The organism is Streptomyces sp. NPDC052023 (genome assembly GCF_044548465.1).
Lineage (GTDB): Bacteria > Actinomycetota > Actinomycetes > Streptomycetales > Streptomycetaceae > Streptomyces.
In genome coordinates this window covers 1-21,982 of sequence record NZ_JBIUBW010000038.1, presented here as the reverse complement: position 1 = coordinate 21,982, position 21,982 = coordinate 1, and the positions used below count along the sequence as shown (strand labels likewise).

The 21,982-nt window shown below is 72.6% G+C and carries 22 protein-coding genes and 3 pseudogenes; 21 read left to right on the top strand and 4 right to left on the bottom strand.

All coding sequences use genetic code 11. The features are described from left to right. The first annotated feature begins 245 nt into the window (after positions 1-245). The 5 genes from acsA to ACIHCM_RS36750 are packed head-to-tail and all read left to right on the top strand — an operon-like array spanning position 246 to position 5,809. A complete protein-coding gene (gene acsA, locus ACIHCM_RS36770) occupies positions 246-2,036 on the top strand; it encodes an acetate--CoA ligase (protein ID WP_399906179.1) in 1,791 nt (596 codons plus the stop codon). Continuing rightward, a complete protein-coding gene (gene pdhA / locus ACIHCM_RS36765) occupies positions 2,033-3,118 on the top strand; it encodes a pyruvate dehydrogenase (acetyl-transferring) E1 component subunit alpha (protein ID WP_399906176.1) in 1,086 nt (361 codons plus the stop codon). Before acsA ends, pdhA begins: the two co-directional genes overlap by 4 nt. Before the next feature lie 2 nt (positions 3,119-3,120). Then, positions 3,121-4,116, top strand: coding sequence for an alpha-ketoacid dehydrogenase subunit beta (locus tag ACIHCM_RS36760; protein WP_399906204.1), 996 nt, complete (start codon positions 3,121-3,123; stop codon positions 4,114-4,116). Between the two features lie 2 nt (positions 4,117-4,118). Beyond that, a complete protein-coding gene (locus ACIHCM_RS36755) occupies positions 4,119-5,567 on the top strand; it encodes a 2-oxo acid dehydrogenase subunit E2 (RefSeq protein WP_399906173.1) in 1,449 nt (482 codons plus the stop codon). Then, complete coding sequence (locus tag ACIHCM_RS36750; RefSeq protein ID WP_399906170.1) at positions 5,564-5,809, top strand: acyl carrier protein; 246 nt, start codon at positions 5,564-5,566, stop codon at positions 5,807-5,809. Before ACIHCM_RS36755 ends, ACIHCM_RS36750 begins: the two co-directional genes overlap by 4 nt. A gap of 21 nt (positions 5,810-5,830) precedes the next feature. On the opposite strand, the gene ACIHCM_RS36745 is transcribed toward ACIHCM_RS36750, so the two are convergent. Next, entirely contained in the window at positions 5,831-6,172 is a 342-nt protein-coding gene (locus tag ACIHCM_RS36745) for a DUF302 domain-containing protein (RefSeq protein ID WP_399906167.1), read from the bottom strand. Between ACIHCM_RS36745 and ACIHCM_RS36740 the strand changes: the two are divergent. The 3 genes and pseudogenes from ACIHCM_RS36740 to ACIHCM_RS36730 all read left to right on the top strand — a co-directional run. Then, positions 6,155-6,310 (top strand): annotated as a pseudogene (locus ACIHCM_RS36740) (MBL fold metallo-hydrolase); the annotation flags it as partial. The gene ACIHCM_RS36745 and the pseudogene ACIHCM_RS36740 overlap by 18 nt on opposite strands. Positions 6,311-6,340: 30 nt before the next feature. After that, entirely contained in the window at positions 6,341-6,703 is a 363-nt protein-coding gene (locus tag ACIHCM_RS36735) for a rhodanese-like domain-containing protein (protein WP_399906164.1), read from the top strand. Beyond that, a pseudogene (locus ACIHCM_RS36730) lies at positions 6,700-6,849 on the top strand (sulfite exporter TauE/SafE family protein); the annotation flags it as partial. The gene ACIHCM_RS36735 and the pseudogene ACIHCM_RS36730, both read left to right, overlap by 4 nt. Position 6,850: 1 nt before the next feature. Here the strand turns inward: ACIHCM_RS36730 and ACIHCM_RS36725 are convergent. After that, positions 6,851-7,779: pseudogene (locus tag ACIHCM_RS36725) on the bottom strand (PP2C family protein-serine/threonine phosphatase); the annotation flags it as partial. Positions 7,780-7,820: 41 nt separating this feature from the next. Next, a complete protein-coding gene (locus tag ACIHCM_RS36720) occupies positions 7,821-8,681 on the bottom strand; it encodes a CBS domain-containing protein (RefSeq protein WP_399906161.1) in 861 nt (286 codons plus the stop codon). 152 nt (positions 8,682-8,833) lie between these two features. Here ACIHCM_RS36720 and ACIHCM_RS36715 point away from each other — a divergent pair, with 152 nt between their 5' ends. The 13 genes from ACIHCM_RS36715 to ACIHCM_RS36655 all read left to right on the top strand — a co-directional run bounded on the left by ACIHCM_RS36715 (position 8,834) and on the right by ACIHCM_RS36655 (position 21,494). Continuing rightward, positions 8,834-9,340: a hypothetical protein gene (locus ACIHCM_RS36715; RefSeq protein WP_399906158.1), complete on the top strand. Its 507-nt coding sequence runs from the start codon at positions 8,834-8,836 to the stop codon at positions 9,338-9,340. After that, positions 9,340-10,299, top strand: a complete 960-nt coding sequence (locus tag ACIHCM_RS36710; RefSeq protein ID WP_399906155.1) for a V-type ATPase subunit — start codon at positions 9,340-9,342, stop codon at positions 10,297-10,299. Before ACIHCM_RS36715 ends, ACIHCM_RS36710 begins: the two co-directional genes overlap by 1 nt. Next, the gene (locus ACIHCM_RS36705; protein WP_399906152.1) at positions 10,286-11,791 is read left to right on the top strand and encodes a V-type ATPase 116kDa subunit family protein; all 1,506 of its coding nucleotides are present in this window, start codon (positions 10,286-10,288) and stop codon (positions 11,789-11,791) included. The genes ACIHCM_RS36710 and ACIHCM_RS36705 overlap by 14 nt, the downstream gene beginning before the upstream one ends. Further along, complete coding sequence (locus ACIHCM_RS36700; RefSeq protein ID WP_399906149.1) at positions 11,788-12,204, top strand: ATP synthase subunit C; 417 nt, start codon at positions 11,788-11,790, stop codon at positions 12,202-12,204. Before ACIHCM_RS36705 ends, ACIHCM_RS36700 begins: the two co-directional genes overlap by 4 nt. A gap of 5 nt (positions 12,205-12,209) precedes the next feature. After that, positions 12,210-12,437 carry a hypothetical protein gene (locus ACIHCM_RS36695; protein WP_399906147.1) on the top strand — a complete coding sequence of 76 codons (228 nt, stop codon included), beginning with the start codon at positions 12,210-12,212 and terminating at the stop codon, positions 12,435-12,437. Continuing rightward, positions 12,434-12,961, top strand: coding sequence for a hypothetical protein (locus ACIHCM_RS36690; protein ID WP_399906144.1), 528 nt, complete (start codon positions 12,434-12,436; stop codon positions 12,959-12,961). The genes ACIHCM_RS36695 and ACIHCM_RS36690 overlap by 4 nt, the downstream gene beginning before the upstream one ends. After that, a complete protein-coding gene (locus tag ACIHCM_RS36685; RefSeq protein WP_399906141.1) occupies positions 12,958-14,721 on the top strand; it encodes a V-type ATP synthase subunit A in 1,764 nt (587 codons plus the stop codon). The genes ACIHCM_RS36690 and ACIHCM_RS36685 overlap by 4 nt, the downstream gene beginning before the upstream one ends. Continuing rightward, positions 14,718-16,121, top strand: a complete 1,404-nt coding sequence (locus ACIHCM_RS36680) for a V-type ATP synthase subunit B (RefSeq protein ID WP_399906138.1) — start codon at positions 14,718-14,720, stop codon at positions 16,119-16,121. Before ACIHCM_RS36685 ends, ACIHCM_RS36680 begins: the two co-directional genes overlap by 4 nt. After that, on the top strand, positions 16,118-16,729 hold the full coding sequence (locus ACIHCM_RS36675; RefSeq protein WP_399906135.1) for a V-type ATP synthase subunit D: 612 nt from the start codon (positions 16,118-16,120) through the stop codon (positions 16,727-16,729). The genes ACIHCM_RS36680 and ACIHCM_RS36675 overlap by 4 nt, the downstream gene beginning before the upstream one ends. Before the next feature lie 91 nt (positions 16,730-16,820). Then, positions 16,821-17,885 (top strand): iron ABC transporter substrate-binding protein, encoded by a 1,065-nt coding sequence (locus ACIHCM_RS36670; protein ID WP_399906132.1) that lies wholly within the window; start codon positions 16,821-16,823, stop codon positions 17,883-17,885. Between the two features lie 2 nt (positions 17,886-17,887). Continuing rightward, the gene (locus ACIHCM_RS36665; RefSeq protein WP_399906129.1) at positions 17,888-19,462 is read left to right on the top strand and encodes an ABC transporter permease; all 1,575 of its coding nucleotides are present in this window, start codon (positions 17,888-17,890) and stop codon (positions 19,460-19,462) included. Position 19,463: 1 nt separating this feature from the next. Further along, positions 19,464-20,582, top strand: coding sequence for an ABC transporter ATP-binding protein (locus tag ACIHCM_RS36660; protein ID WP_399906126.1), 1,119 nt, complete (start codon positions 19,464-19,466; stop codon positions 20,580-20,582). A gap of 21 nt (positions 20,583-20,603) precedes the next feature. Beyond that, positions 20,604-21,494, top strand: a complete 891-nt coding sequence (locus ACIHCM_RS36655; RefSeq protein ID WP_399906123.1) for a universal stress protein — start codon at positions 20,604-20,606, stop codon at positions 21,492-21,494. 230 nt (positions 21,495-21,724) lie between these two features. Here the strand turns inward: ACIHCM_RS36655 and ACIHCM_RS36650 are convergent. Further along, positions 21,725-21,982, bottom strand: a 258-nt coding sequence (locus ACIHCM_RS36650; RefSeq protein WP_399906120.1) for a hypothetical protein, incomplete at its 5' end; no start/stop codon positions are given.

The following is a 21,982-nucleotide window of genomic DNA, read 5'->3' as shown; positions in this document are numbered from 1 at the left end:
CTGGAACTCGCCGGCGAACGGCAGTGCTATGGAAATGAGCCGAGGGCAACAGGAGACACGGCGAAGCGGAGCGATACCGCGCACCGTGCAATTCGGGCCCGCAAGAAGCGGGCGGCCCTCGGCTCCACGAACGCCGGCAGCGGCCACCGTCGGCCCCCTTCGGCCCGGGCCCATCCGGCGGAAATGCGGCCAGCGCCGGGCTCGGCGACCCTGGAGATCAGGGGACAGTGCCGGGAGGAGCCCCCATGCACTGGGAAACCATCCACAAGGACACCGCACCGGTCGTCCCACCCCGTCTCACCGACTACGACCGGTCCCGCTCCGCCTTCACCTGGTCGCAGGCCCGCGCCGCACTGACGGGGCTGCCAGGCGGCGGGCTCAACATGGCCCACGAGGCGGTCGACCGGCACGCCGCCTCGGACCACGCGGACAAGGTCGCGCTGCGCTGCGTCGCACGGGACGACTCCGTCTCGACCATCACGTACGCGGAACTGGCCCGCCGCACGGCCCGCTTCGCGAACGTCCTGCGGTCACTCGGCGTCGGCCACGGAGACCGGGTGTTCACCCTGCTGGGCCGCTGCCCCGAGCTCTACGCGACGGTGCTGGGCACGCTGAAGAACACCAGCGTGCTGTGCCCGCTCTTCTCCGCCTTCGGCCCCGACCCGGTCGAGCAGCGGCTGCGCCTGGGCGACGCGCAGGTCCTGGTCACCACCGCGGCCCTCTACCGGCGCAAGGTCGCCGAGCGCCGGTCATCGGTTCCCGGACTCAAGCATGTCCTGATCGTCGGACCCGACGCCGAGGACTTGCCCGGAACCGCCTCCTTCGACGAGCTGATGTCCGCCGCCCAGGACACCTTCACCATCCCGCCGACCTCAGCCGACGACATGGCCCTGCTGCACTTCACCAGCGGCACCACCGGCACCCCCAAAGGTGCGGTCCACGTCCACGAGGCCGTCGTCGCCCACCACGCCACGGCCGCGTACGCGCTCGATCTGCACCTTGAGGACGTGTACTGGTGCACTGCCGACCCCGGCTGGGTCACCGGCATGTCGTACGGGATCATCGCTCCGCTCGTCCACGGCGTGACGGTGGTCGTCGACGAGGGGGACTACGACGCCCGGCGCTGGTACCGGATCCTCGGCGAACAGCGGGTCACCGTCTGGTACACCGCCCCCACGGCCCTGCGCATGCTCATGCGCGCCACACCCCGCCAGGGCCCGTACGACCTGCCGCGCTCCTACGACCTGTCGGCCCTGCGCTTCATCGCCTCCGTCGGCGAACCCCTCAACCCGGAGGCCGTGGTGTGGGGCCGGGACGTGCTGGGCCTGCCGGTGCACGACAACTGGTGGCAGACGGAGACCGGCTGCATCATGATCGCGAACTTCGCGGCGTGCGAGATCCGGCCCGGTTCGATGGGACGGCCGCTGCCCGGCGTCGAGGCGACCGTGCTGGAGCAGGGCGAAGACGGCCGGGCGCAGGTCATCGGCGGTCGGGTCACCGAGGTTCAACGCCCCGGGGTCGAGGGTGAGTTGGCGCTGCGGCCGGGCTGGCCGTCGATGTTCCGCGGCTATCTGCACGACAAGGAGCGCTACGACGCCGCGTTCGCCGACGGCTGGTATCTGACGGGTGACTTGGTCCGCCGGGACGCGGACGGCTGGTACTGGTTCGTGGGGCGCGCCGACGACGTCATCAAGTCGGCGGGGCATCTGATCGGCCCGTTCGAGGTGGAGAGCGCGCTGATGGAGCACCCGGCAGTGGCCGAGGCCGGGGTGATCGGACGGCCGGACCGGGTCGCCGGGAACGTCGTCAAGGCGTTCGTGTCACTGCGCCCCGGTACCGAGCCGACCCCGGATCTGAAGCGGGAACTGCTCGCCTTCTCCCGCCGCAAGCTGGGGCCCGCCGTCGCTCCCAGGGAGATCGCGTTCGACCAGAACCTGCCCAAGACCCGCAGCGGGAAGGTGATGCGCCGTCTGCTGCGTTCGCGTGAACTCGGCCTGCCCACAGGTGACTTGTCGACCCTGGAGGGATCCGAATGACCGTGGCCCGCCCCACCCGCACACGGAAGGACTCGGCGCCCCCCAAGTCCAGCAAGAAGACCAGGACGACCAAGGGGAACGCGAGTGCCGGACCTCCGTCCGGGCGCGGGGCCGCCGGACACCGGACGGATCTGCTGGAGTCGATGCTACGCATCCGGCGCTTCGAGGAGCGGTGCGTCGAGCTGTACAGCGCCGCGAAGATCCGCGGCTTCGTCCACCTCTACATCGGCGAGGAGGCCGTCGCCGTCGGCATCAACCAAGCCCTCACGCCCGAGGACCCGGTCGTCTCCACGTACCGCGAACACGGCCATGCCCTGGCTCGCGGGATCACGGCCGAGGCCGTCATGGCGGAGATGTACGGCAGGACGACCGGATGCAGCGGCGGCAGGGGCGGATCGATGCACCTGTTCGACGCGGGCCGCCGCTTCTACGGCGGAAACGCCATCGTCGCCGGCGGGCTCCCCTTGGCCGCCGGTCTCGCGCTCGCCGACCATATGCGCGGACAGCCGAACGTCACCTGCTGCTTCTTCGGCGACGGAGCCTTCGCCGAGGGCGAGTTCCACGAGACCGCGAACCTGGCGGCCCTGTGGAGGCTGCCCTTGCTGCTGGTCTGCGAGAACAACCTCTACGCCATGGGCACGGCCCTGGAGCGGCATGAGGCGCAGACGGATCTGGCCATGCGCGCCGCCTCGTACGGCATGGTCGCCTGGGCCGTGGACGGCATGGACGTCGAAGCCGTCGAACACGCCGCACGGCGGGCCGTCGAGGGCATCCGGACCGGCACCGGACCGCATTTCCTGGAACTGCGCACCTACCGCTTCCGCGCCCACTCGATGTACGACCCGGACCGGTACCGCCACAAGGCGGAGGTCGAGCGCTGGAAGGAGCGGGACCCGATCAGCCTGCTCACCGACCGCATGCGCGAGAACGGTGAGCTGGGCGACAAGGAACTGGCCCGAATCGAGCAGCGCATCACCGACGAGATCGACCACGCCGTCGAAGCGGCGGAGCAGGCACCCGAGGAACCGGTCGAGCACCTGCTCCACCACGTCACCAGTTCCTCGACAGAGGCGGTGACGTGACCGTGGGCGCCGGCGAACCGCACGAGACGAAGACGACCTACCGGGAGGCGATGCGCGAGGCGCTCCGGGAGGCGCTGCACGCCGACGACCGGGTCTTCCTCATGGGCGAGGACGTGGGCCGCTACGGCGGATGCTTCGGCGTCAGCCTCGGTCTGCTGGAGGAGTTCGGCCCCGAACGCGTCCGCGACACCCCGCTCTCGGAGTCCGCGTTCGTCGGCGCCGGCATCGGCGCCGCCCTGGCCGGAATGCGGCCCATCGTCGAGATCATGACCGTCAACTTCAGCCTGCTCGCCCTCGACCAGATCCTCAACAACGCCGCCACCCTGCTGCACATGTCGGGCGGCCAGCTGCCCGTGCCGCTGGTCATCCGCATGACCACGGGCGCCGGACGGCAACTCGCCGCCCAGCACTCGCACAGCCTCGAAGGCTGGTACGCGCACATCCCCGGCATCCGCGTCCTCGCCCCCGCCACCCTGGAGGACGCCCGTCACATGCTGGCCCCGGCGCTCGCCGACCCCGACCCCGTACTGATCTTCGAGCACGGCAGCCTCTACAACGTCTCCGGCCAACTCCTCCCACCCGCCGCCCCCGTGGATCTGGACCACGCCGCGATCCGCCGCCCCGGCACCGACATCTCCCTGATCACGTACGGCGGTTCACTGCCCAAGGCACTCGCTGCGGCGGACGAACTGGCCGCCGAGGGTATCAACGCAGAGGTGATCGACCTGCGCACGCTGCGCCCTCTGGACGACGCGGCCATCACCGCTTCGGTGGCCCGAACCCATCGTGCGGTGGTCATCGACGAGGCGTGGCGGACGGGAAGCCTCGCCGCCGAGGTGTCCGCCCGTATCGCGGAAGGGTCGTTCTACGACCTGGACGCGCCCGTCGAGCGGGTGTGCAGCGCTGAGGTGCCCATGCCGTACGCCCGGCGGCTGGAGGAGGCGGCCCTGCCCCAGGTCGCCGACATCGTCGCGGCCGCCCACCGGGCGGTGGACTGATCATGGCCGAGTTCACCATGCCGTCCCTCGGCGCGGACATGGACGAGGGCACGCTCCTGGAGTGGCTGGTGGGGCCTGGTGACCTCGTCCGCAAGGGCGATCCGGTCGCGGTCGTCGAAACCGCCAAGTCGACCATCGAGGTGGAGTGCTTCGAGACCGGGACCATGACGAAGCTGCTCGTCGAGCCCGGAGCGACGGTGCCGGTGGGCACACCGCTCGCGCTGATCGGACCGGCCACGGAGCAACAACCCGGCCGTCACGCACCGAAGAAGGGCAAGCCCTCCAAGCCCACAGAGTCCGCCGAGCCCGCAGAGACCCCCAAGCCGCCCGAGATCCCCTCCCCACCGCCTGAGCCCGTCCCGGTCCCGGTGTCGGCACCCTCCGCCGCCCGGCGGCCCGGCCACATCGAGGCCGGCCCCTTGGTCCGGCACCTCGCGGAGCAGAGCGGCGTCGACCTGGAGACGCTGCACGGCTCCGGACCCGGTGGACGCGTCACCCGAACCGACGTCGACCATGCGGCAGCCGCCCGAGCCAGTACCAAGCCACCACATGTGCGGGCCACCCCCCTCGCCCGGCGGATCGCCGCCGAACTGCGCGTCGACCTCGCCACGGTGAAAGGGACGGGCAGGCAGTCGGCCGTCCGTGCATCGGACGTACGTCAGGCAGCGCCCGGCCCATCAGCCCCGGCCCCGCCCGCGCCTGCGGCCGCCGCGCCCGTACATCCTTCCCCCGCACGCCCTTCCCCTGTGCGCCCTTCTGCCACACGCCCGTCCGAGGACCGGACGACGGCCATGCGCCAGGCGATCGCCGGCCTGATGAGCCGCGCCAACCGGGACATCCCCCACTACTACCTCTCCACCACCGTGGACATGGCCGCCGCGATGGACCGGCTGCATGAGCACAACCGGCGCAGCCCGGTCGGTGAACGGCTGCTCCCCGCGGCCCTGCTGCTCAAGGCGGCGGCCCTGGCGGCCCGGGAGGTCCCCGAACTCAACGGCTTCTGGAGCGATGACCACTTCACGGCAGGCGAGGGCGTCCATGTCGGCGTGGCCGTGTCCCTGCGTGGCGGCGGGCTCGTCGCGCCCGCCGTGCACGACGCCGACACCCTGGCACTCCCCCAGCTGATGGCCGGCCTGAAGGACCTGGTCACCCGGGCCCGCACGGGCAGGCTGCGCGGATCCGAGGTGTCCGACGCCACGATCACGGTCACCAATCTCGGCGATCAGGGCGTGGAGACGGTCTTCGGCGTGATCTACCCGCCGCAGGTGGCTCTGGTCGGCTTCGGCCGGGTGGTCGACCGGCCATGGGCCGTCGACGGCCTGCTGGGCGTGCGCCCCGTGGTCACAGCGACCCTCTCGGCCGACCACCGGGCGACGGACGGTGCCGTCGGTGCCCGCTACCTCACGGCGGTCGCCCGCCTCCTGCAGAACCCGGAGCAGTTGTGGACATGAACAGAGCCGACGCACTCGACACGGTAAGAGAATCGATCTCCTCCGTCATCCCCGACGCCGACGTCACCGCCCTGGCGCCCGACGACGCGTTCCGCGAGGTGCTCGGGATGGACTCGCTGGACTTCCTGAGCTTCGTCGAGGTCCTCAGCGAACGGTCCGGCATCCGCATCGAGGACGAGGACACGCCTCGCCTCACCACGCTGTCGGGCAGCGCCGATTTCCTGGTCACCCGCACGCAGTGAGGCGGGGGTCGCACGGACCGGTCAGGACAGCGAGGCCAGAGCGGCGTCCAGCCGGGCTGTGGCTTCGCCGGCGACAGGCTGCAGAGCCGGCAGGCCCGTGAGGGTGACCATCGTGTTCGGGTCCAGAGCCTGGACGGTGGTCCGGTCGCCGTCCCGGCGGACGACGACGTTGCACGGCAGCAGCAGACCAATGCTGCGGTCGGCCTCCAGAGCCCGGTGGGCCAACGGCGGGTTACAGGCGCCGAGGATCACGTAGTCCTCCACGTCGGCACCGAGCTTCTCCTTCAGCGTGGCCTTGACGTCGATCTCGGTGAGGATGCCGAAGCCCTGGTCGGCCAGTGCCCGGCGGAGGTGTGGGTGCACTGCGCCGGCGGGATGCGTGCGGGGATCGCCGCCTCCCTGCTGGACGCCGCCGGACGTGAGGTGGTCGCCGTCGACGACACCTTCACCGCCGCGGGCGAAGCCGGGCTGCCTCTGACCCAACCCGCCGGCACCGACTGAACCGCGTCGCACCCACGCACGGAGCCCCTCATGTCGCCGTTCCTTCGCCGCGGCCCCGGCCGCCTCAGCCCCGAGCAGGCCCATCGGCAGATCGCCGACGGGCAGGCCGTCCTCCTGGACGTCCGAGAGACCCCGGACTGGAACCCCGGACACGCGCCGGGCGCACTGCACCTGCCCCTGGCCCGCCTGATGGCAGGTGCCCCACTGCCCGACGCCGTACAGGGCAGGTGGGTGGTCACCATCTGCCGCTCCGGGAACCGCTCCCGCACGGCGGCGGACATGCTGACCGTCGCGGGCGTGGAGGCCACCGACGTCACCGGCGGCATGACCGCCTGGGCCCGGCAGGGTCTGCCGGTCATCGGCGTGAACGGCAGCGGCGGAGTCATAGCGTGAGCGAGCTGGTCCTGGCCCTGATCGCCGGAGGCGTGGTGGGGTTGGCGCTCGGCGCGCTCGGCGGGGGCGGCAGCGTCCTGGCGGTGCCCGCGCTGATCTATCTGCTCGGCTTCACCCCGGCGGCGGCCACCACCGCCAGCCTGCTCAGGCTGTCGTGATGGGCTGATCGGTGATCGCGGCCAAGGCACGGTCAAGGCGGGCGAGGACGGTGCTGGGCGGAGTGCGCTGGTCGTAGAGCAGGGCGCGCAGCATGTTGCGGATCTGGGCCATCGCGGCCGCCGCCTGCAGGTCGTGGCCGACGACATCGCCGATGACGGCGGCGCAGGCGTGGTCGGGTACCGGGAGGGCGTCGTACCAGTCGCCGCCGATCTGGCCGGGAGTGGTGGCGGGACGGTAGACGGCGGCGGCCTCGAAGGGGCGCAGGTCGGGCAGGCGTGGCAGAAGGAGTCGTTGGAACTGCTCGGCGTCGAGGCGGGTTTGCTCGTAGAGGCGGGCGTCGTCGATGGCCAGGCCCGCTGCGCCGGCGAGTGCGACGATGAGGGCTTCGTCGTGGGCGTCGAAGGGCTGCCCGTCGCGCCGCTCCGCCACATAGAGGTCCCCGTAGGTTTTTCCGCGGATGCTGATCGCGGCCCCGAGCAGGGTGCGCATCGGCGGATGGCCGGGCGGGAAGCCGGCCGAGTCCGGGTGGGCGGAGATGTCATCGACCCGCAGGGTTCCGGGTGGGTGATCAAGCGGCCCAGCAGACCGCGGCCATGCGGGAACTCCACCCCCGACAGGTCGGCCCGCTCCTGCTCCGTCAGGCCGGCTGGGATGAATCGATCGAGGTGTCTGCCGCTCTCATCGAGCACGCCCAGCGCGCCGTAGCGGGCGCCGGCCAGCTCCATCGCCGTGTCGACGATCAGCTGCAGCACCACGGACAGGTCGTCCCGGCCCAGGACCGCCTCGTACAGGTCATGCAATCGGTCCTGCGCCCGGGCGAGCGACCTGAGCTGCTCCGCGATCACCTCCAGCTCGACGCCCAGACGCAGACGCCGGGAGACATCCAGCGGCTCGGGCTGGTTGGGCTGCCTTGGCATCACCGGTGCCTGTCCGTCCGCCGTTCGGCCTCGATGGCCCTTCAGTCGGCCTCGATCTCGTCGACGACACCGACGACGTCGTCGATGTCCCGCACCGCCGTGAGCAGTTCGGGCACAAGAGCCTTGTCCAGTCGCCCCGTCAACGTCACCACGCCGTTCTCCACGGCGACTTGGACGGCGCGCGGGTCCAGCAGGTGCTGAGCGACCAGGGACGCGACCTCGGCCCGGATCTCGTCGTCGTCACGGATCAGGGCCCGCAGCAAATCGCTCCGGCTGACCACGCCGACGAGCCGTCCCTGGTGGTCGGTCACGGGCAGCCGCTTCAGCCGGGCGCGGGCGGCGGTCCACGCGGCGTCGGCCACTCGCTGCGCCGGGTGGACGGTCACCGGCGGGAAGGTCATCAACGTGGCCGCCGTCTCGCCGTGGCTCTTGTCGTACAGGCGGTGCTGCCACAGCCTGCCGACCGGTCCGTGCCGGTGCGGTTCCGCCGTGACGGCGGCCTTGGCCAGCAGGTCCGACTCGGAGACGACACCGATCACATGGTCGTCCGCGTCCACCACCGGAACGGCGCTCACCTGCTCGCGGGCGAGGGTGTGAGCGACGTCCAGGAACGGCATGTCGCCGGGGACGGAGGTCGCCAGCACCTGCATGACGTCCCGGACGAGGAGGGGGGCCGGCTCTGGGGCGGGCGGCTCGGGTACGGCAGTGGCGGGCGTCTCGGGCACGTGTCGTCCGGGAGCGGGGTGGGGTTCCTCGTCGCTCCTCGCCGACGCGGCGGCGGCGACCGCCGCGAGGTAGCGGCCCAGCGCGTCCTGGCGCGGTTCCTCCCGGGGTGTCCAGGCGCGGCCCGGCGTGGTGCGGCGGGCTTCCTGCTGCGCGGAGCTGTGCTCGACGTCGCTCACGGCTGCCTCCCAGGGTGCCGTCCACCTACGGGGTCAGTCTCGCATCGATCGACCCGTGTGACCTCCGGGCCGAACCACCCTGCCTGAAGGGCACGTGATCAGGTGCGGCGCGACATGTGCTCGCCTACCGAGGAAACTGGAAGGCGGGGCCTGTGCCCACTGGAGGAGAGTTCGTGACGGGCTTCCGGGACTTTCTGACACGGTTCCGGCCGGCGGCGGCGCCCGGCCGGGCCGCACCCGGTGGTGTGCCCGCGGACCGTTCCGCCGAACTCCGGGCCGAACTCGCACCGCCCCTGGCCCTGCTCGAACAGGCGGAGGCGGAAGCCCGGACCGTACGTGAGCGGGCCGCCGCGGCCGCCGCGTCACGTCGGCGGGATGCCGAGCAACGGGCCGCGGAGATCGTGACCGAGGCACGTCAGGAGGCTCGCCTGGTGCGGGCTCGCACCGCCGAGCAGGTGCTGAGTGCCGCCGAGGGCGAGGCGGCGGCACTGCTCGCCGAGGCGGAACGTGAGGCCGTCGCGGTACGCGACCGTGCCAGGAGCCGGGCCCCCGCTCTCACCGGTCGTGTGGTCGCGCTCGTGCTGGAGGACCTCGCGGCGGAGCAGGCGTCGCCACCGCCACCCCCGGGCCCGGGGGATCCTCAGGGGGACGATCGGTGATGGGCGCCGGTTGGGTGGCCGGCGTGACCCGTGCACGCGCTCTGCGAAACAGGTGCCTGGGAGCCGAGGGGATCGGGGAGGTGGCCGCGTCCCCCACCCTCGACGACGCCCTGCGCTACTTGTCGGCCACCCCCTACCGGCACGACGTCACCCCGGGCGTCACACCGGCCGAAGCGCAGCGCGCGGTCTCGGCGACACTGCTGTGGCACCTGCGGATCCTCGCCGGCTGGCAACCGGCCTCCGGCGCCGACACCGTCCGGGCGCTCGCCGCAGGATTCGAGATCTCCAACACCGAACACCACGTGAGGGCTCTCGTGCCCGCCCCGCTCCGGCCGGGCACGGGGGGCCTCCACCCCCCGCCCTACCGCCTGGGCGCGCTGGCGATCGCCTGGAAGCGACTCGCCCGTACCCGTACGCCGTCAGAGTTGCGCGCCGCCCTGGCGGCCTCCGCCTGGGGCGATCCCGGGGGCGACTCGGCGGCCGCGGTCGCCACCGGGATGCGGGTCTCCGCCGCCGTGCGCCTCGCCACCGCCGTTCCGGACGCGGAACGCTGGGCGGCAGCCCGGCTCGCCCTGCTGGTCGGCCGTGAGGTGTTCGTCGTCGGCCGCCGGATGCCGGGCGTCTCCGCCCGCCGGGCGGTCCGCCTGCTCGGTTCGCGAGCGGTGGACGCGGGATCGTACGCCGACTTCCGGACCGCGCTGCCGACCACTGGGAGGTGGCTGTTGGAGGACATCGACGAGGCGGCGGACCTGTGGCGGGCGGAGGCTCGGTGGTGGAACGCCGTCGAGCGGGACGGCCGGGAACTGCTGCGCCGGTCCCGTTTCGGCCCGCAACCGGTGGTGGGGGCAGTGGCTCTGCTGTCCGCCGACGCCTGGCGGACCCGCGGCGCGCTGGAGTTGGCCTCCCGGGGTGGCGGCACCGGGGACTGGCCCGTGGAGGTGCTCCGTGCTCCGGGCTGAGGCGGCGGTCCCGGTCCGGATGCGCAGGGTGGCCATCGTGGCTCCCGAGCAGGCGCTGCGGGAGAGCCTGGTGCGGATCGCCGAGGCGGGCTGCATCGAGATCGACCTGACCGGGGAGGGAGGCCCCGATGTCCGCGGGCCTGCGGCGACGCGCCTGCAGCGGCTGCGCTCCGAACCGGCACCACCCGTTCTCAGCGAGGTCCGCCCCGACCTGGACGCTCTGGAGCGCGAGGGACGGGCCGACCTGCTGGCGGGCGAGGCGCAGGTGGAGGAACGGCTCGGCAGCGCGGTCCCGCACGGCGCGGTCGCGGCACTGGCCGGCTGGTGCCCCGAGACGGAGGTGGGCCCCACGGCCGCGCGCATCGCCGGTGCCGGAGGCGCTCTGGTACCGCTGCGGACCCCGCGCGGTGTCGATCCGCCGACTCTGCTGGCCGGAGCGGACGCCGGACCCCCGGCGTACCCGGCGACGCCCCTACGCCGCTCCTTCACACCGCTCGTCACGACGTACGGCACCGTGCCCTACGCCGACCTCGACCCCACCATGGCGGCCGGAGTCGTCTACGTGGTGATGTTCGGCCTGATGTTCGGTGATGCCGGGCACGGGCTGCTGCTGGTCGGCATCGCGCTCCTGCTGCGGGTGGGACGGCCTCGCCGAGTGGCGGCGCTGCGGCCGCTGTGGCCCTTCGTCGCCGGGGCCGGGCTGGCCGCGACCCTGGCCGGCGTGGCGTACGGCGAGTTCTTCGGTCCGACCGGGGTGCTGCCCGTGCTCTGGCTGGAACCGCTTCAGGAGCCCATGCGGCTGCTGGCCACGGCCGTCGGGCTCGGCGCCGTGCTGCTCGCCGTGGCGTACTCCGCGGGGATCGTGAACCGGTGGCGGGAGGGCGGGCCGTCGGCGGCCCTGTACGCGACGACCGGGATCGCCGGGGCGGCGCTCTACCTCGGTCTTGCCGTCGTCGCCCGGTACGTCTGGCTCGGCCAGGGGGCGTACGGCGCCGCGGGGGCCGTGATCTGCCTCGTCGGTCTGGCTCTGGCCGGGGTGGGGCTGTACACGACGACGGCCGGCGGTCCGGGCGGTGCCGTGCAGACCGGTATCCAGCTCTTCGACGCGGTGGTGCGGATCGGCTCGAACGTCGTGTCCTTCGCGCGGCTCGCGGCCTTCGGGCTGACGCATGCGGCACTCGGCGCGATCGTCTGGGACGGCACGACGGCTCTGGCGGTCCGGGGTCCGGCGGGCATGGTCGCAGCGGTGCTCGTCTTCATGCTCGGCAACGCCCTGGCCTTCTCGCTGGAGGCGCTGGTGGCGGGCGTCCAGGCACTCCGGCTGGAGTTCTACGAGCTGTTCTCCCGGCTTTTCGAGAGTGAGGGCCGCCCTTTCAGGCCGTGGCGGCTACCCGTCGAGCACGTCACGGTAGCGGCCGTCCCGACGGCCGGGCTGCCCGCAACCCGGGAAGCCGTCCGACACGGCGGCCCGGCGAGGGAGGAGGAATCGTGATCACCTGGTTCTTCGCCCTGCCCGTCATCGTGGCGGCGTTCGTCGGCGTACGGCTGGTACTGCGGCGCTCGGGCCGGGCGGCCCTGTGGTGGATGGTCGCCGCCGACGCCGTGCTCCTGGTGGCCGCCACCGTGGTGCTGACCCTGGCGCTCGGCGGAGGATCCGCGCAGGCCGCGACCACGGCGGCGCAGGACTCCGGCTCCGGATCCGCCGCGCTGATCGGCGCCGCGATCGCGATGGCCGGGGCGACGATCGGCGCCGGCATCGCCGTCGCCTACACCGGTGCGGCGGCCCTCGCGGCGCTCAGTGAACGGCCTGAGCTCTTCGGCCGGGCCGTGGTCATCGTCGGCCTGGCCGAAGGCATCGCCATCTACGGTCTGGTCGTCGCCGTGATCCTGATCGGGAAGGCTTGACCATCATGGGACGCGTCGCCGCCCTCGGGGAGCGGGCCCGTGTGGCCGGTCTGGCCTTGGCCGGAGCTGTCGTTTTCGTCGCCGACGACCCCGACGCCGTACGCCGCGCCTGGCGGAGCCTGCCGGACGGCATCGACCTGGTGATCCTCACCCCGGCCGCGGCCCAGGCGCTGGAGTCAGGCTCCGTGACACCCGGGGCCCGCCGCCCACTGACCGCCGTGATGCCGCCATGAGGAGCCAGGCACCCGACCAGACGACGGACGCGCTCCACCCGGTCCGGGCGGAACTGCTGCGGGCGGCTCACGGCGACGCGGAAGCGCTCCTGTCCCGCGCGGACCAGGAGGCCGACGCCCTGCTCGACCAAGCCCGCGCAGAGGCCCGTGCGATTCTCCAGGAGGCCCGGCGGCAGGGCGAGGCCGATGGTGCGGGCGCCGCCCGCGACCTGCTCGTCAGGGCCCGGCGGGAGGCCAGGTCCCGCACGCTCGCCGCTCGCCGGGAGGCGTACGAGGAGTTGCGCCGGGGGGCCGCCGAACGGGTGAGGGATCTGCGCCGGACGGGTGGTTACACCTCCATGCGGGAGCGGCTGGAACACCGGGCCCGGCTCCTCCTGGGGCCCGGCGCCGAGGTGCGCGAGCACCCCGACGGGGGTGTGGTGGCCCGGGCGCCGGGCAGGCGGGCCGACCTCTCGCTGACCGCGCTGGCCGACCGTGCGCTGGACCGTATGGGAGCGGAGGTGCGCAGCCTGTGGGAGCCGTGAAGGAAGCCACCGGGACGCATCGATGGCCGCCTGCCCGGCAGCCGGTCTCGCGGATCCTGCGCGTCACCGGACCGCTGGTCGAGATGGAGTACACGAGCGGCGTCGCGATGTACGACCTGGTCTCGATCGGCCCGTCCGGGCTGCCGGGTGAGGTCGTGGCCATCCGCGGTGACGTGGTCACCGTCCAGGCGTACGAGTACACCGGCGGCCTCGCTCCGGGGCAGACGGCGCTGTCCCAGGGCCGTCCGCTGTCGGTCGGGCTCGGTCCGGAGCTGCTCGGCGGGATCTTCGACGGCCTGCTGCGTCCCCTGTCCGATGCCGGTGACTGGCTGCTGCCTGGCGCGCAGTGGGCTGCGGCCGAGGAACACACCTGGTCCTTCTGCCCGCTGGTGACGCGGGGCGAGCAGGTGGCCGAGGGGCAGGCGCTCGGCGAGATTCACGACGCGGGGCCGGTGCCGGTGAAGGTCCTCGTGCCGCCCGGCAGCGGGGGCACGGTCGAGGAGATCGCCGGCACCGGGGACCAGCCGCGTGACGCGGCGGTGGCCGTGGTGGACGGCACCGAGGTGGCAGTCGGGACTCTGTGGCCGGTGCGTCGGCCACGCCCGGTGCGGGAACGCGTCGACAGCCCCGGGGCCCTGAACACTGGTCAGCGGGTGATCGATCTGCTCTTCCCGGTGGCCCGGGGCAGTACGGTGGCGGTGCCCGGTGGGTTCGGTACTGGCAAGACGGTGCTGCTGCAGCAGATCGCCAAGTGGTGCGATGCGGACGTCATCGTCTACGTCGGCTGCGGGGAACGCGGCAACGAGATGGCCGACGTCATCACGGAACTGTCGGAGCTCCAGGACCCGCGCACGGGCGGGCGCCTCGCGGACCGCACGGTGACGATCGCCAACACCTCCAACATGCCGATGATGGCGCGTGAGGCGAGCGTGTACACGGGGGTGACGGTGGCCGAGTACTTCCGGGACATGGGCCTGGATGTGGTGGTCATCGCCGACTCGACCTCCCGGTGGGCCGAGGCGCTGCGCGAGTTCGCCTCCCGCACCGGCGCGCTGCCCGCCGAGGAGGGCTACCCGGCCGGGCTGGCCTCCGCCATCGCGGCCTTCTACGAGCGGGCCGCCGCCGTGACCACCCTCGGCGGCGACCGAGGTTCGGTGACCGTGATCGGCGCGGTGTCGCCGCCCGGCGGGGACATGACCGAACCAGTCACCGCGCACACCGAACGCTTCGTCCGCTGCCTGTGGACCCTAGACCGCGATCTCGCCTACGCCCGCCACTACCCGGCGGTCTCCTGGGCCGGGTCTTTCTCCCGGGACGTACCAGTCCTCGCCGTCGGACACCGGGCAGCCGGCGATCCGGCATGGAGACGCCGCCGCGACCGGGTGGGAGCGGTGCTGGCGGAGGCCGACCGGCTGGCCGACCTGATGGACCTGGTCGGCATCGCCGCCCTGCCCGCGCGGGAGCGCATCAGCGTCCTGGCGGGGAGGCTGGTCCGTGAGGGCGTGCTGCAGCAGAGCGCGCTGTCGGAGCGGGACGCCTACTGCGGGCCGGAGAAGACGGCCGCCCTCGCCGACGCCGTCCTCGCCGTCGCCGACCGTTGCCGCGAACTGGTCGATGCCGACGTCCCGGCGGCCTCCCTCGAGGAGGTCGACTTCGGACCGCTGCTGCGTGCCCGCGAGGACACCGGACCGCATGACTCGGTCGGGGTGGCGGCGCGCAGGGACGCCATGCTCGCCAGGCTGAGGGACGTGCGGCCATGAACCTGTCCGCCTGGGTCGAGTACACATCGGTGCGTGAACTTCGGGGTCCGCTCGCGATCGTCCAAGGCGTGGCGGGGATCGGCTGGGACGAGTACGTACGCATCACCCTCGCCTCGGGCGAACGCCGCCACGGCGTGGTCCTGGACGCCGACCGCGACCTGGCGGTCATCCAGGTGCTGGAGGGCACCGCGGGCATGGACCCGGAGAGCGTCCGCGCGGCCTTCTCGGGCAGCCCACTGCGCGTCCCGGTCGGCATGGACTGGCTCGGCCGGGTCTGCAACGGCCGGGGCGAGCCCCTGGACGGCGGCCCGCCCGTCCTCGGTTCCCGCGACGCCGAGGTGGGCGGCGTACCCATCAACCCTGTGCGGCGCGAACCGCCGTCCGAGCCGGTGCTCACCGGCGTCGGGGTCGTCGACGCCCTGACCACGCTGGTACGCGGACAGAAACTGCCGGTGTTCTCCGTGGCCGGACTGCCGCACCTGGAACTCGCCGCTCAGATCGCCGCGCAGGCCACCGCCACCGGAGAGGCGTTCAGCGTCGTCTTCGCGGGTATGGGACTCACTCACGCCGACGCCTCCTTCGTGCGGGACGCCCTGGAGGAACGCTCCTCGGCCGGAGAGCTCGTCTTGCTGCTGAACACCGCCGACGACCCGGTGATCGAGCGGATCCTGACCCCACGCATCGCCCTCACCGTCGCCGAGCACCTCGCCTTCACCGAGGGACGCCACGTCCTCGTGGTGATGACCGACATGACCACGTACGCCGAAGCCCTTCGCGAGGTCTCCGCCGCCCGCGGGGAGATTCCCGCCCGCCGCGCCTACCCCGGCTACCTCTACAGCGACCTGGCCTCCCTCTACGAACGCTGCGGACGCATCAAGGGCCGTCCCGGCTCGGTCACCGTGCTGCCGGTGCTCACCATGCCCGCGGGTGACATCACCCACCCCGTGCCCGACCTGACCGGCTACATCACCGAGGGCCAGATCGTGCTCTCACCCGAGACACACGCGCGGGGCGTGTACCCGCCGCTGGACGCCCTGTCCTCGCTCTCCCGGCTGATGCGCAAGGGCGCAGGACCCGGCCGTACCCGCGACGACCACCTGGACGTCGCAGCCCAGCTACTGGCGGCCCTGGCCCGCGCGCGGCAGGTGCGCGATCTCGCGGACCTGGTCGGCCAGGCGGCGCTGAGCCCCACCGACCGCCGCTACCTGGACTACGAGGAGGCGTTCCTGCGGGACTTCGCCGACCAGCGCAGCGACGAACCGCGCGACCTCGACACCTCGCTGGAACGCGGCTGGCGGGCGCTGCTCACCCTGCCCCGCAGTCAGCTCTCCATGCTCCCTGCCTCCCTCCTCGACGCCCACGGAGCGAAGGACGCCCCGGACACGGAGGCGTCCCCATGACCGGCGCCCGCCGTACGCCGCCCGGCCGTGCGGGACGCCTGCGCCTACGGCACAGCCTCGATGTCGCCGAGCGCGGAGCCGACCTGCTGGAGCAGAAGCTGCGCATCCTGCGCTCCGAGCACCAGCGGCTGCTGCGTGCGCGGGAGGGAGCCGAGCGCGCATGGCGGGACCTGCTGTCCGAGGCCGAGAGCTGGCTGCTGCGCGGACTGCTCCTGGGCGGGGAACAGGCCCTCGACTCGGCCGCCGCGGGCATCGTCGCCGCCGAGGTCACGGTGCACTGGACCACCTCCATGGGGGTACGCCATCCGGCGACGGTCTCCACGTCCGTACCCTCCCGTCCGCCCACCGCCGCCGCGCCCACCAACACGGCCCTCGTACACGCCGAGGCGGCCTACGGCCGTGCCGTGCGCGCCGCCGCCGAGTACGCGGCCGCGCACGCCGCCGCCGAGCTCGTGGGCGCGGAAGTCATCAGCGCCCGGCACCGGGTGCGTGCTCTGCGGCGCCACTGGATCCTCCGCCTGCGGGAGGCGCTCGACCGGAGCGACCTGGCCTTGGAGCAGGCAGAGCACGAGGACGGCGTCCGGCGGCGCTGGGCTGCTCGGTATTAGCCAGAAGTTATCTATAGATATCTATATAAATGCTGAAATAGATGTAAAGTTAGCCTATCCTAAGTCAGTTCGGGCCTCAGGGAGGGGACCGGTGAGTGACCACACGCGTACCAGCCAGAGAGTCGCCGCCTCGGTCGCCATCAGCAGCCTGCTGGCACTGAGCCTTGCGGCCTGTGGCGGCGAGAGTCAGGGAGCGCAGCCGGTCGGCCAGGCTTCCGACGAAGAGATCACGGTGTACAGCGGTCGGAGCAGGCCCCTGGTCAAGCCCGTGCTGGACGATTTCGAGAAGGCCACCGGCGTTACCGTCGAGGTGCGCTACGGCGATACGGCCGCCATGGCCGCGCAGTTGCAGGAAGAGGGCGGCCGAACGCCTGCGGACGTCTTCCTCGCCCAGGATGCCGGAGCTCTGGGCGCGGTGGCCGGGGAGGATCTGCTCGCCGGTCTGCCGGACGAGGTGCTGGACAAGGTACCGGCCGCCTACCGGGACGAGGGCGGGCAGTGGGTGGGAGTGACCGGCCGTTCGCGCACCATGGTGTACAACGTCGGCCAGGTGGCTGGGGACGACCTGCCGAAGTCGGTGTTCGAGCTGACCGAGCCGGAGTGGAAGGGCAGGGTGGGCATCGCGCCGACCAACGGCTCGTTCCAGGCGTTCATCACCGCGATGCGAGTCGAGCACGGCGAACAGCGGACCCAGGACTTCCTGGACGGGCTGAAGGCCAACGACGCGCAGATCAGAGAGGGCAACGCGCCGATCGTCGCCGACGTCGAAGACGGCAGGCTCGCCGCGGGGCTGGTCAACCACTACTACGTGTATGAGCTGGCCACGGAGAAAGGCACCTCCGTCGACGCGCTCAAGGCGAAGAACTACTTCTTCCCGGACGGGGACATCGGCGCCCTCGTCAATGTCTCCGGTGTCGGTGTACTGAAGGGGGCCGGCGACGATCCTGACGCCCGCGCTTTCGTCGATTACCTGCTTGGCGGTCAGGCACAGACCTACTTCGCCCAGGAGACGTACGAGTACCCGCTGGTGGCCGGTGTGTCCAGTGCGCGGGGTCTGCCGCAGCTGTCCTCGCTGACCACCCCGGACATCGACCTGGGCGACCTCGACGACCTGCAGACGACGGTCGAGATGATCAGGGAATCGGGGCTGGCCTGACCATGGCATCGGTGGCCGTCGTGCGCCGCCGGGTGCGGCGGCTCGTGCCACGCCCGGCGCTGGCGGTCGCCGCGGTGGTCTCAGTCGCGGTGGCGCTGATCCCGCTGACGTATCTGGGCGTGCGGGTCGCTGACGCGGGCTGGGCCCGCATCAGCGAGGAGCTGTTCACGGCGCGGACCGGGGAACTCGCGGCCCGGAGCCTGGGGCTGGCCGGGGTCGTGACCGCGGCGTCTACGGCGCTCGGCGTGGCCTGGGCGTTCCTCGTCACGCGCACCGACCTGCCGGCACGGCGACTGTTCGGGGTCCTCGCCGCGCTGCCGCTGGCGGTGCCGAGCTATGTGGCGGCCTTCGCCTGGGTCTCCACGGTGGAGGGGTTCGAGGGGTTCTGGGCGGCGGCGCTGGTCCTGACGCTGGTGTCGTACCCGTACGTCTTCCTTCCCGTCGCGGCCGCGCTGACGAGCGCCGATCCGGCACAGGAGGAGGTGGCCCGGTCCCTGGGGAGCGGCCCGTGGCGCACGTTCATCACGGTGACGCTGCGCCAGATCCGGCCCGCGGTCGGGGCTGGCGCGCTCCTGGTTGCGCTGTATGTGCTCTCCGACTTCGGTGCGGTCTCCGTGCTGCGGGCGGATGTCTTCACCCGGGCCGTCTTCACCTCCATCAGCCTGGGTTTCGACCGCACCGGCGCGCTCGTACTCGCCACCGTGCTGGTCGCCCTCACCGTGCTCATCGTCTCGGGCGAGCAGCTGACCCGACGGCGGGCCGCCCGTTACGCCCGCCTGGGCGGCGCGGGCCGCCCACCGGTACGGCTGCGCCTGGGCCGCCTGCGGTGGCTTGCCGCATCCGGCCTGGTCGGCACGGGGGCGCTGGCGCTCGGTGTCCCGGCGGCGAGCCTCGCGCGATGGTTCGGCGAGGGTGTCTCCCGGCCCGGTTCACTGACGGGACTGGCCACGGCGGCGGGGAACTCGCTCGCCGTCTCCGCCGCCGGTGCGGGCCTGACCCTGCTGCTCGCCCTGCCCCTGGGGCTGCTGGGGGCCCGCGCACCCGGCACCGTCGCTGTCGTCCTGGACCGTCTGGCCTACCTCTCGCACGCGCTGCCCGGCCTGGTCATCGGCCTCTCGCTGGTGTTCTTCGGGATCAACGTGGCGTACCCGCTGTACCAGAGCGTCTGGCTGCTCGCCCTGGCCTACGCGGCGCTGTTCCTCCCGCTGGCCGTCGCAGCGGTCGGCACCGCCGCGCTGCAGGCCCCGCCGGCGCTGGAGGAGGTGGCCCGCTCGCTCGGCCGCCGCAGATCGTACGTACTGCGCACGGTCACCGTGCCACTCGCCGCGCCCGGTATCGGCGCAGGTGCGGTCCTGGTCTTCCTCACCTGCACGAAGGAGCTGCCAGCCACCCTGCTGCTGCGGCCGACCGGGATGGACACCCTCGCCACCGAGCTGTGGAGCCGGACAGCGGTCTCCGCCTACGCGGCCGCCGCGCCCTACGCCGTGCTGCTGGTGGTGCTGGCCGCGGTACCGACCTGGTGGCTGTCGGCCCGTACCGGCGTCCTCACCCAGGCGGTTCAGGGAGGAGGAAGCTGACATGGCGGAGCTGCGCGTCACCGCGGCGCACAAGTCCTTCGGCGAGGTGCGGGCCCTGCGCGGCGTGGACCTCACGGTCCGCTCCGGGACGCTGACCGCGGTCCTCGGCCCCTCCGGCAGCGGCAAGACCACGCTGCTGCGCTGCATCGCCGGATTCGAAGCCGTGGACGCCGGGGAGATCCGGCTCGACGGCCACCGGATCGCCGCCCCCGGCCGCACCGTGCCGCCGGAGCGGCGGCGGATCGCGGTCGTCCCGCAGGAAGGCGCACTCTTCCCGCACCTGACAGTGCGCGGCAACGTCGCCTACGGGCTCGACCGGCACAGCCGACGGACCGGACGGATCGACACCGTGCTGGCGCTGGTGGGCCTCGCCGGATTCGGGAACCGGATGCCGCACCGTCTCTCCGGTGGCCAGCAGCAACGCGTCGCCGTCGCCCGGGCCCTCGCCCCGCATCCGCCGGTCGTCCTGCTCGACGAGCCGTTCAGCGCCCTGGACGCCACTCTGCGCGCCGAGGTGCGCCAGGACGTACGCGGCGCCCTGCGTGCCGACGGCGCGACGGCTGTCCTCGTCACGCACGACCAGGGCGAGGCCCTGTCGATCGCCGACGAGGTCGCTGTCATGCACGACGGCCGGATCGTGCAGAGCGGCCCTCCGGACCTGGTCTACAGTGCGCCCGCCGATCCGTGGGTGGCCGGCTTCGTCGGCGAAGCCGTCTGGTTGCCGGCCGAGATGACCGGCGATGGGGCCCATACACCGCTCGGCCTCATGCCGATCGTCACTACGGACGGCCGTCCGCCTTCCGCTCCCGGACGGGTACTGCTGCGCCCCGAGCAGATCGAGGTCGTCCCGGCCGCCAGTGCGGCAGTGATCACCGCGACGGTCGTACGCCGTGACTTCCAGGGCCACGACGCCCTGCTCGCGCTGCGGCTGACGGACGGAACACCGGTTTCCGCCCGGATCTTCGACCCGACCTCGGTCCCCTACGTCCCCGGCAATGAAGTCGGCCTGCGCGTGCGCGGCGCCGCCCGGGCCTTCCCCGCGCCGTCCGGAGCCCTGCGGTGGCCACTCGTTCCTGAGGCGGCGGAGCGGGGCGGGGGTGAACCTGAAGGTGAGAGGTGACGGCATCGGTACGAGGGAGGCATGGTGAGCGGTCTCGTGGTCGTGGGCGCGGACGGTTCGGCGTCGAGTCTCGCCGCGGTGGAGGTGGCCGCGAGGGAGGCGCGGTCGCGCGGCGCGGGGCTGCGGGTGGTGCACGCGTTCGTCTGGCCCGCACTGCACGTGCCGCTGGGGCCGTCGCCGCTGGGACCGCCGGAGGGCGGGTTGCAGAACATGGTCGATCGCCTGGTGGCCGAGGCGGTCGAACGGGCTCGGACGGCGGCGCCGGAGGTCGAGGTCGGTCATGTCGTGGTGACCGGTGAGCCGTTGACGGTTCTTCAGGCACAGTCGCGTGCCGCGGAGCTGGTGGTGGTCGGGTCCCGGGGCATGGGCGGGTTCGTCGGGCTGCTGGTGGGGTCGACGGCGGTGCATCTGGCGGCACACGGCCGGTGTCCGGTACTGGTCGTGCGCGAGCAACCGCACGCCGACGGTCCGATCGTGCTGGGCGTCGACGGCTCGGTCGCAGGACAGAAGGCCGTGGATTTCGCCTTCGCCGAGGCCGCCCTGCGGAACGCACCGTTGGTGGCAATGCACACCTGGACCACGTGGAACGCGCCGATGCCCGCCCCGCAGGATCCGTCCGAGCCGTACGCGAACCCGCCCGGAGCACTGGCCGAGGAGGAGGAGCGGTTGCTGGCCGAGGCACTCGCAGGCCGCCAGGAGCGCTACCCCGGTGTGGTCGTGGAGCACAGGGTGGTGCACGGCGGGACGCGGGAGGCGTTGATCGAGGCGAGCCGCTCCGCTCAGTTGCTGGTGGTCGGTGCGCGGGGGCGCGGCGGTTTCGCCGGGCTGCTTCTGGGATCGGTCAGCCAGGCCCTGCTGCATCACGCGCACTGTCCGGTCGCGGTGGTGCGGGGAGCGGGAGAGCATCACTGATTCGCCTGTCGCGCGGCCCGGCACCCGGCCCCGCCACAGTGGCGGGCAGCGTGGCGTGCCCGGCATTGGCGCGGTTCACCGGAACGCCGCGTGGATGTCCTGTTCGGTCGCGGAATGGGAAACGAGCAGGAACTCGTCCCCCGCCCGCAGGCGGGATCGCCGGATCCGGCACTGTGGGCTGTCCGTCACGGACGATCGTTGCGACAACCGTCCCCTCGGGCAGCCTGACCTCACCCAGAGCTTGGCCCACCGCTCTGGAACGGGGTCTTCTGCCGGGGTGCGGCCGCGGCCAGCCGGTAGATCCGCCCGAACTCGGTGGCCGCGCCGGTGCCGAAGACCACGGCCCGCCCGGAGCCGGCGACGACGTCGTTCCCCATGAACACGCAGTTGCGGGCCTCCAACGGCGGTCCGGTGGCCACCGGCTCGGCCGTACGGCCGACGGCGTTGCTCTCCCCGGTCAGCGGCGCGTTGTTCACCGCCAGCTCGTG

What these genes read in the sequence shown, in the direction of transcription:
- acsA (WP_399906179.1), top strand. Translation starts at nt 246, where the DNA reads ATGCACTGGGAAACCATCCACAAGGACACCGCACCGGTCGTCCCACCC.
- pdhA (WP_399906176.1), top strand. Translation starts at nt 2,033, where the DNA reads ATGACCGTGGCCCGCCCCACCCGCACACGGAAGGACTCGGCGCCCCCC.
- ACIHCM_RS36755 (WP_399906173.1), top strand. Translation starts at nt 4,119, where the DNA reads ATGGCCGAGTTCACCATGCCGTCCCTCGGCGCGGACATGGACGAGGGC.
- ACIHCM_RS36750 (WP_399906170.1), top strand. Translation starts at nt 5,564, where the DNA reads ATGAACAGAGCCGACGCACTCGACACGGTAAGAGAATCGATCTCCTCC.
- ACIHCM_RS36735 (WP_399906164.1), top strand. Translation starts at nt 6,341, where the DNA reads ATGTCGCCGTTCCTTCGCCGCGGCCCCGGCCGCCTCAGCCCCGAGCAG.
- ACIHCM_RS36710 (WP_399906155.1), top strand. Translation starts at nt 9,340, where the DNA reads ATGGGCGCCGGTTGGGTGGCCGGCGTGACCCGTGCACGCGCTCTGCGA.
- ACIHCM_RS36695 (WP_399906147.1), top strand. Translation starts at nt 12,210, where the DNA reads ATGGGACGCGTCGCCGCCCTCGGGGAGCGGGCCCGTGTGGCCGGTCTG.
- ACIHCM_RS36690 (WP_399906144.1), top strand. Translation starts at nt 12,434, where the DNA reads ATGAGGAGCCAGGCACCCGACCAGACGACGGACGCGCTCCACCCGGTC.
- ACIHCM_RS36680 (WP_399906138.1), top strand. Translation starts at nt 14,718, where the DNA reads ATGAACCTGTCCGCCTGGGTCGAGTACACATCGGTGCGTGAACTTCGG.
- ACIHCM_RS36675 (WP_399906135.1), top strand. Translation starts at nt 16,118, where the DNA reads ATGACCGGCGCCCGCCGTACGCCGCCCGGCCGTGCGGGACGCCTGCGC.
- ACIHCM_RS36665 (WP_399906129.1), top strand. Translation starts at nt 17,888, where the DNA reads ATGGCATCGGTGGCCGTCGTGCGCCGCCGGGTGCGGCGGCTCGTGCCA.
- ACIHCM_RS36660 (WP_399906126.1), top strand. Translation starts at nt 19,464, where the DNA reads ATGGCGGAGCTGCGCGTCACCGCGGCGCACAAGTCCTTCGGCGAGGTG.
- ACIHCM_RS36655 (WP_399906123.1), top strand. Translation starts at nt 20,604, where the DNA reads ATGGTGAGCGGTCTCGTGGTCGTGGGCGCGGACGGTTCGGCGTCGAGT.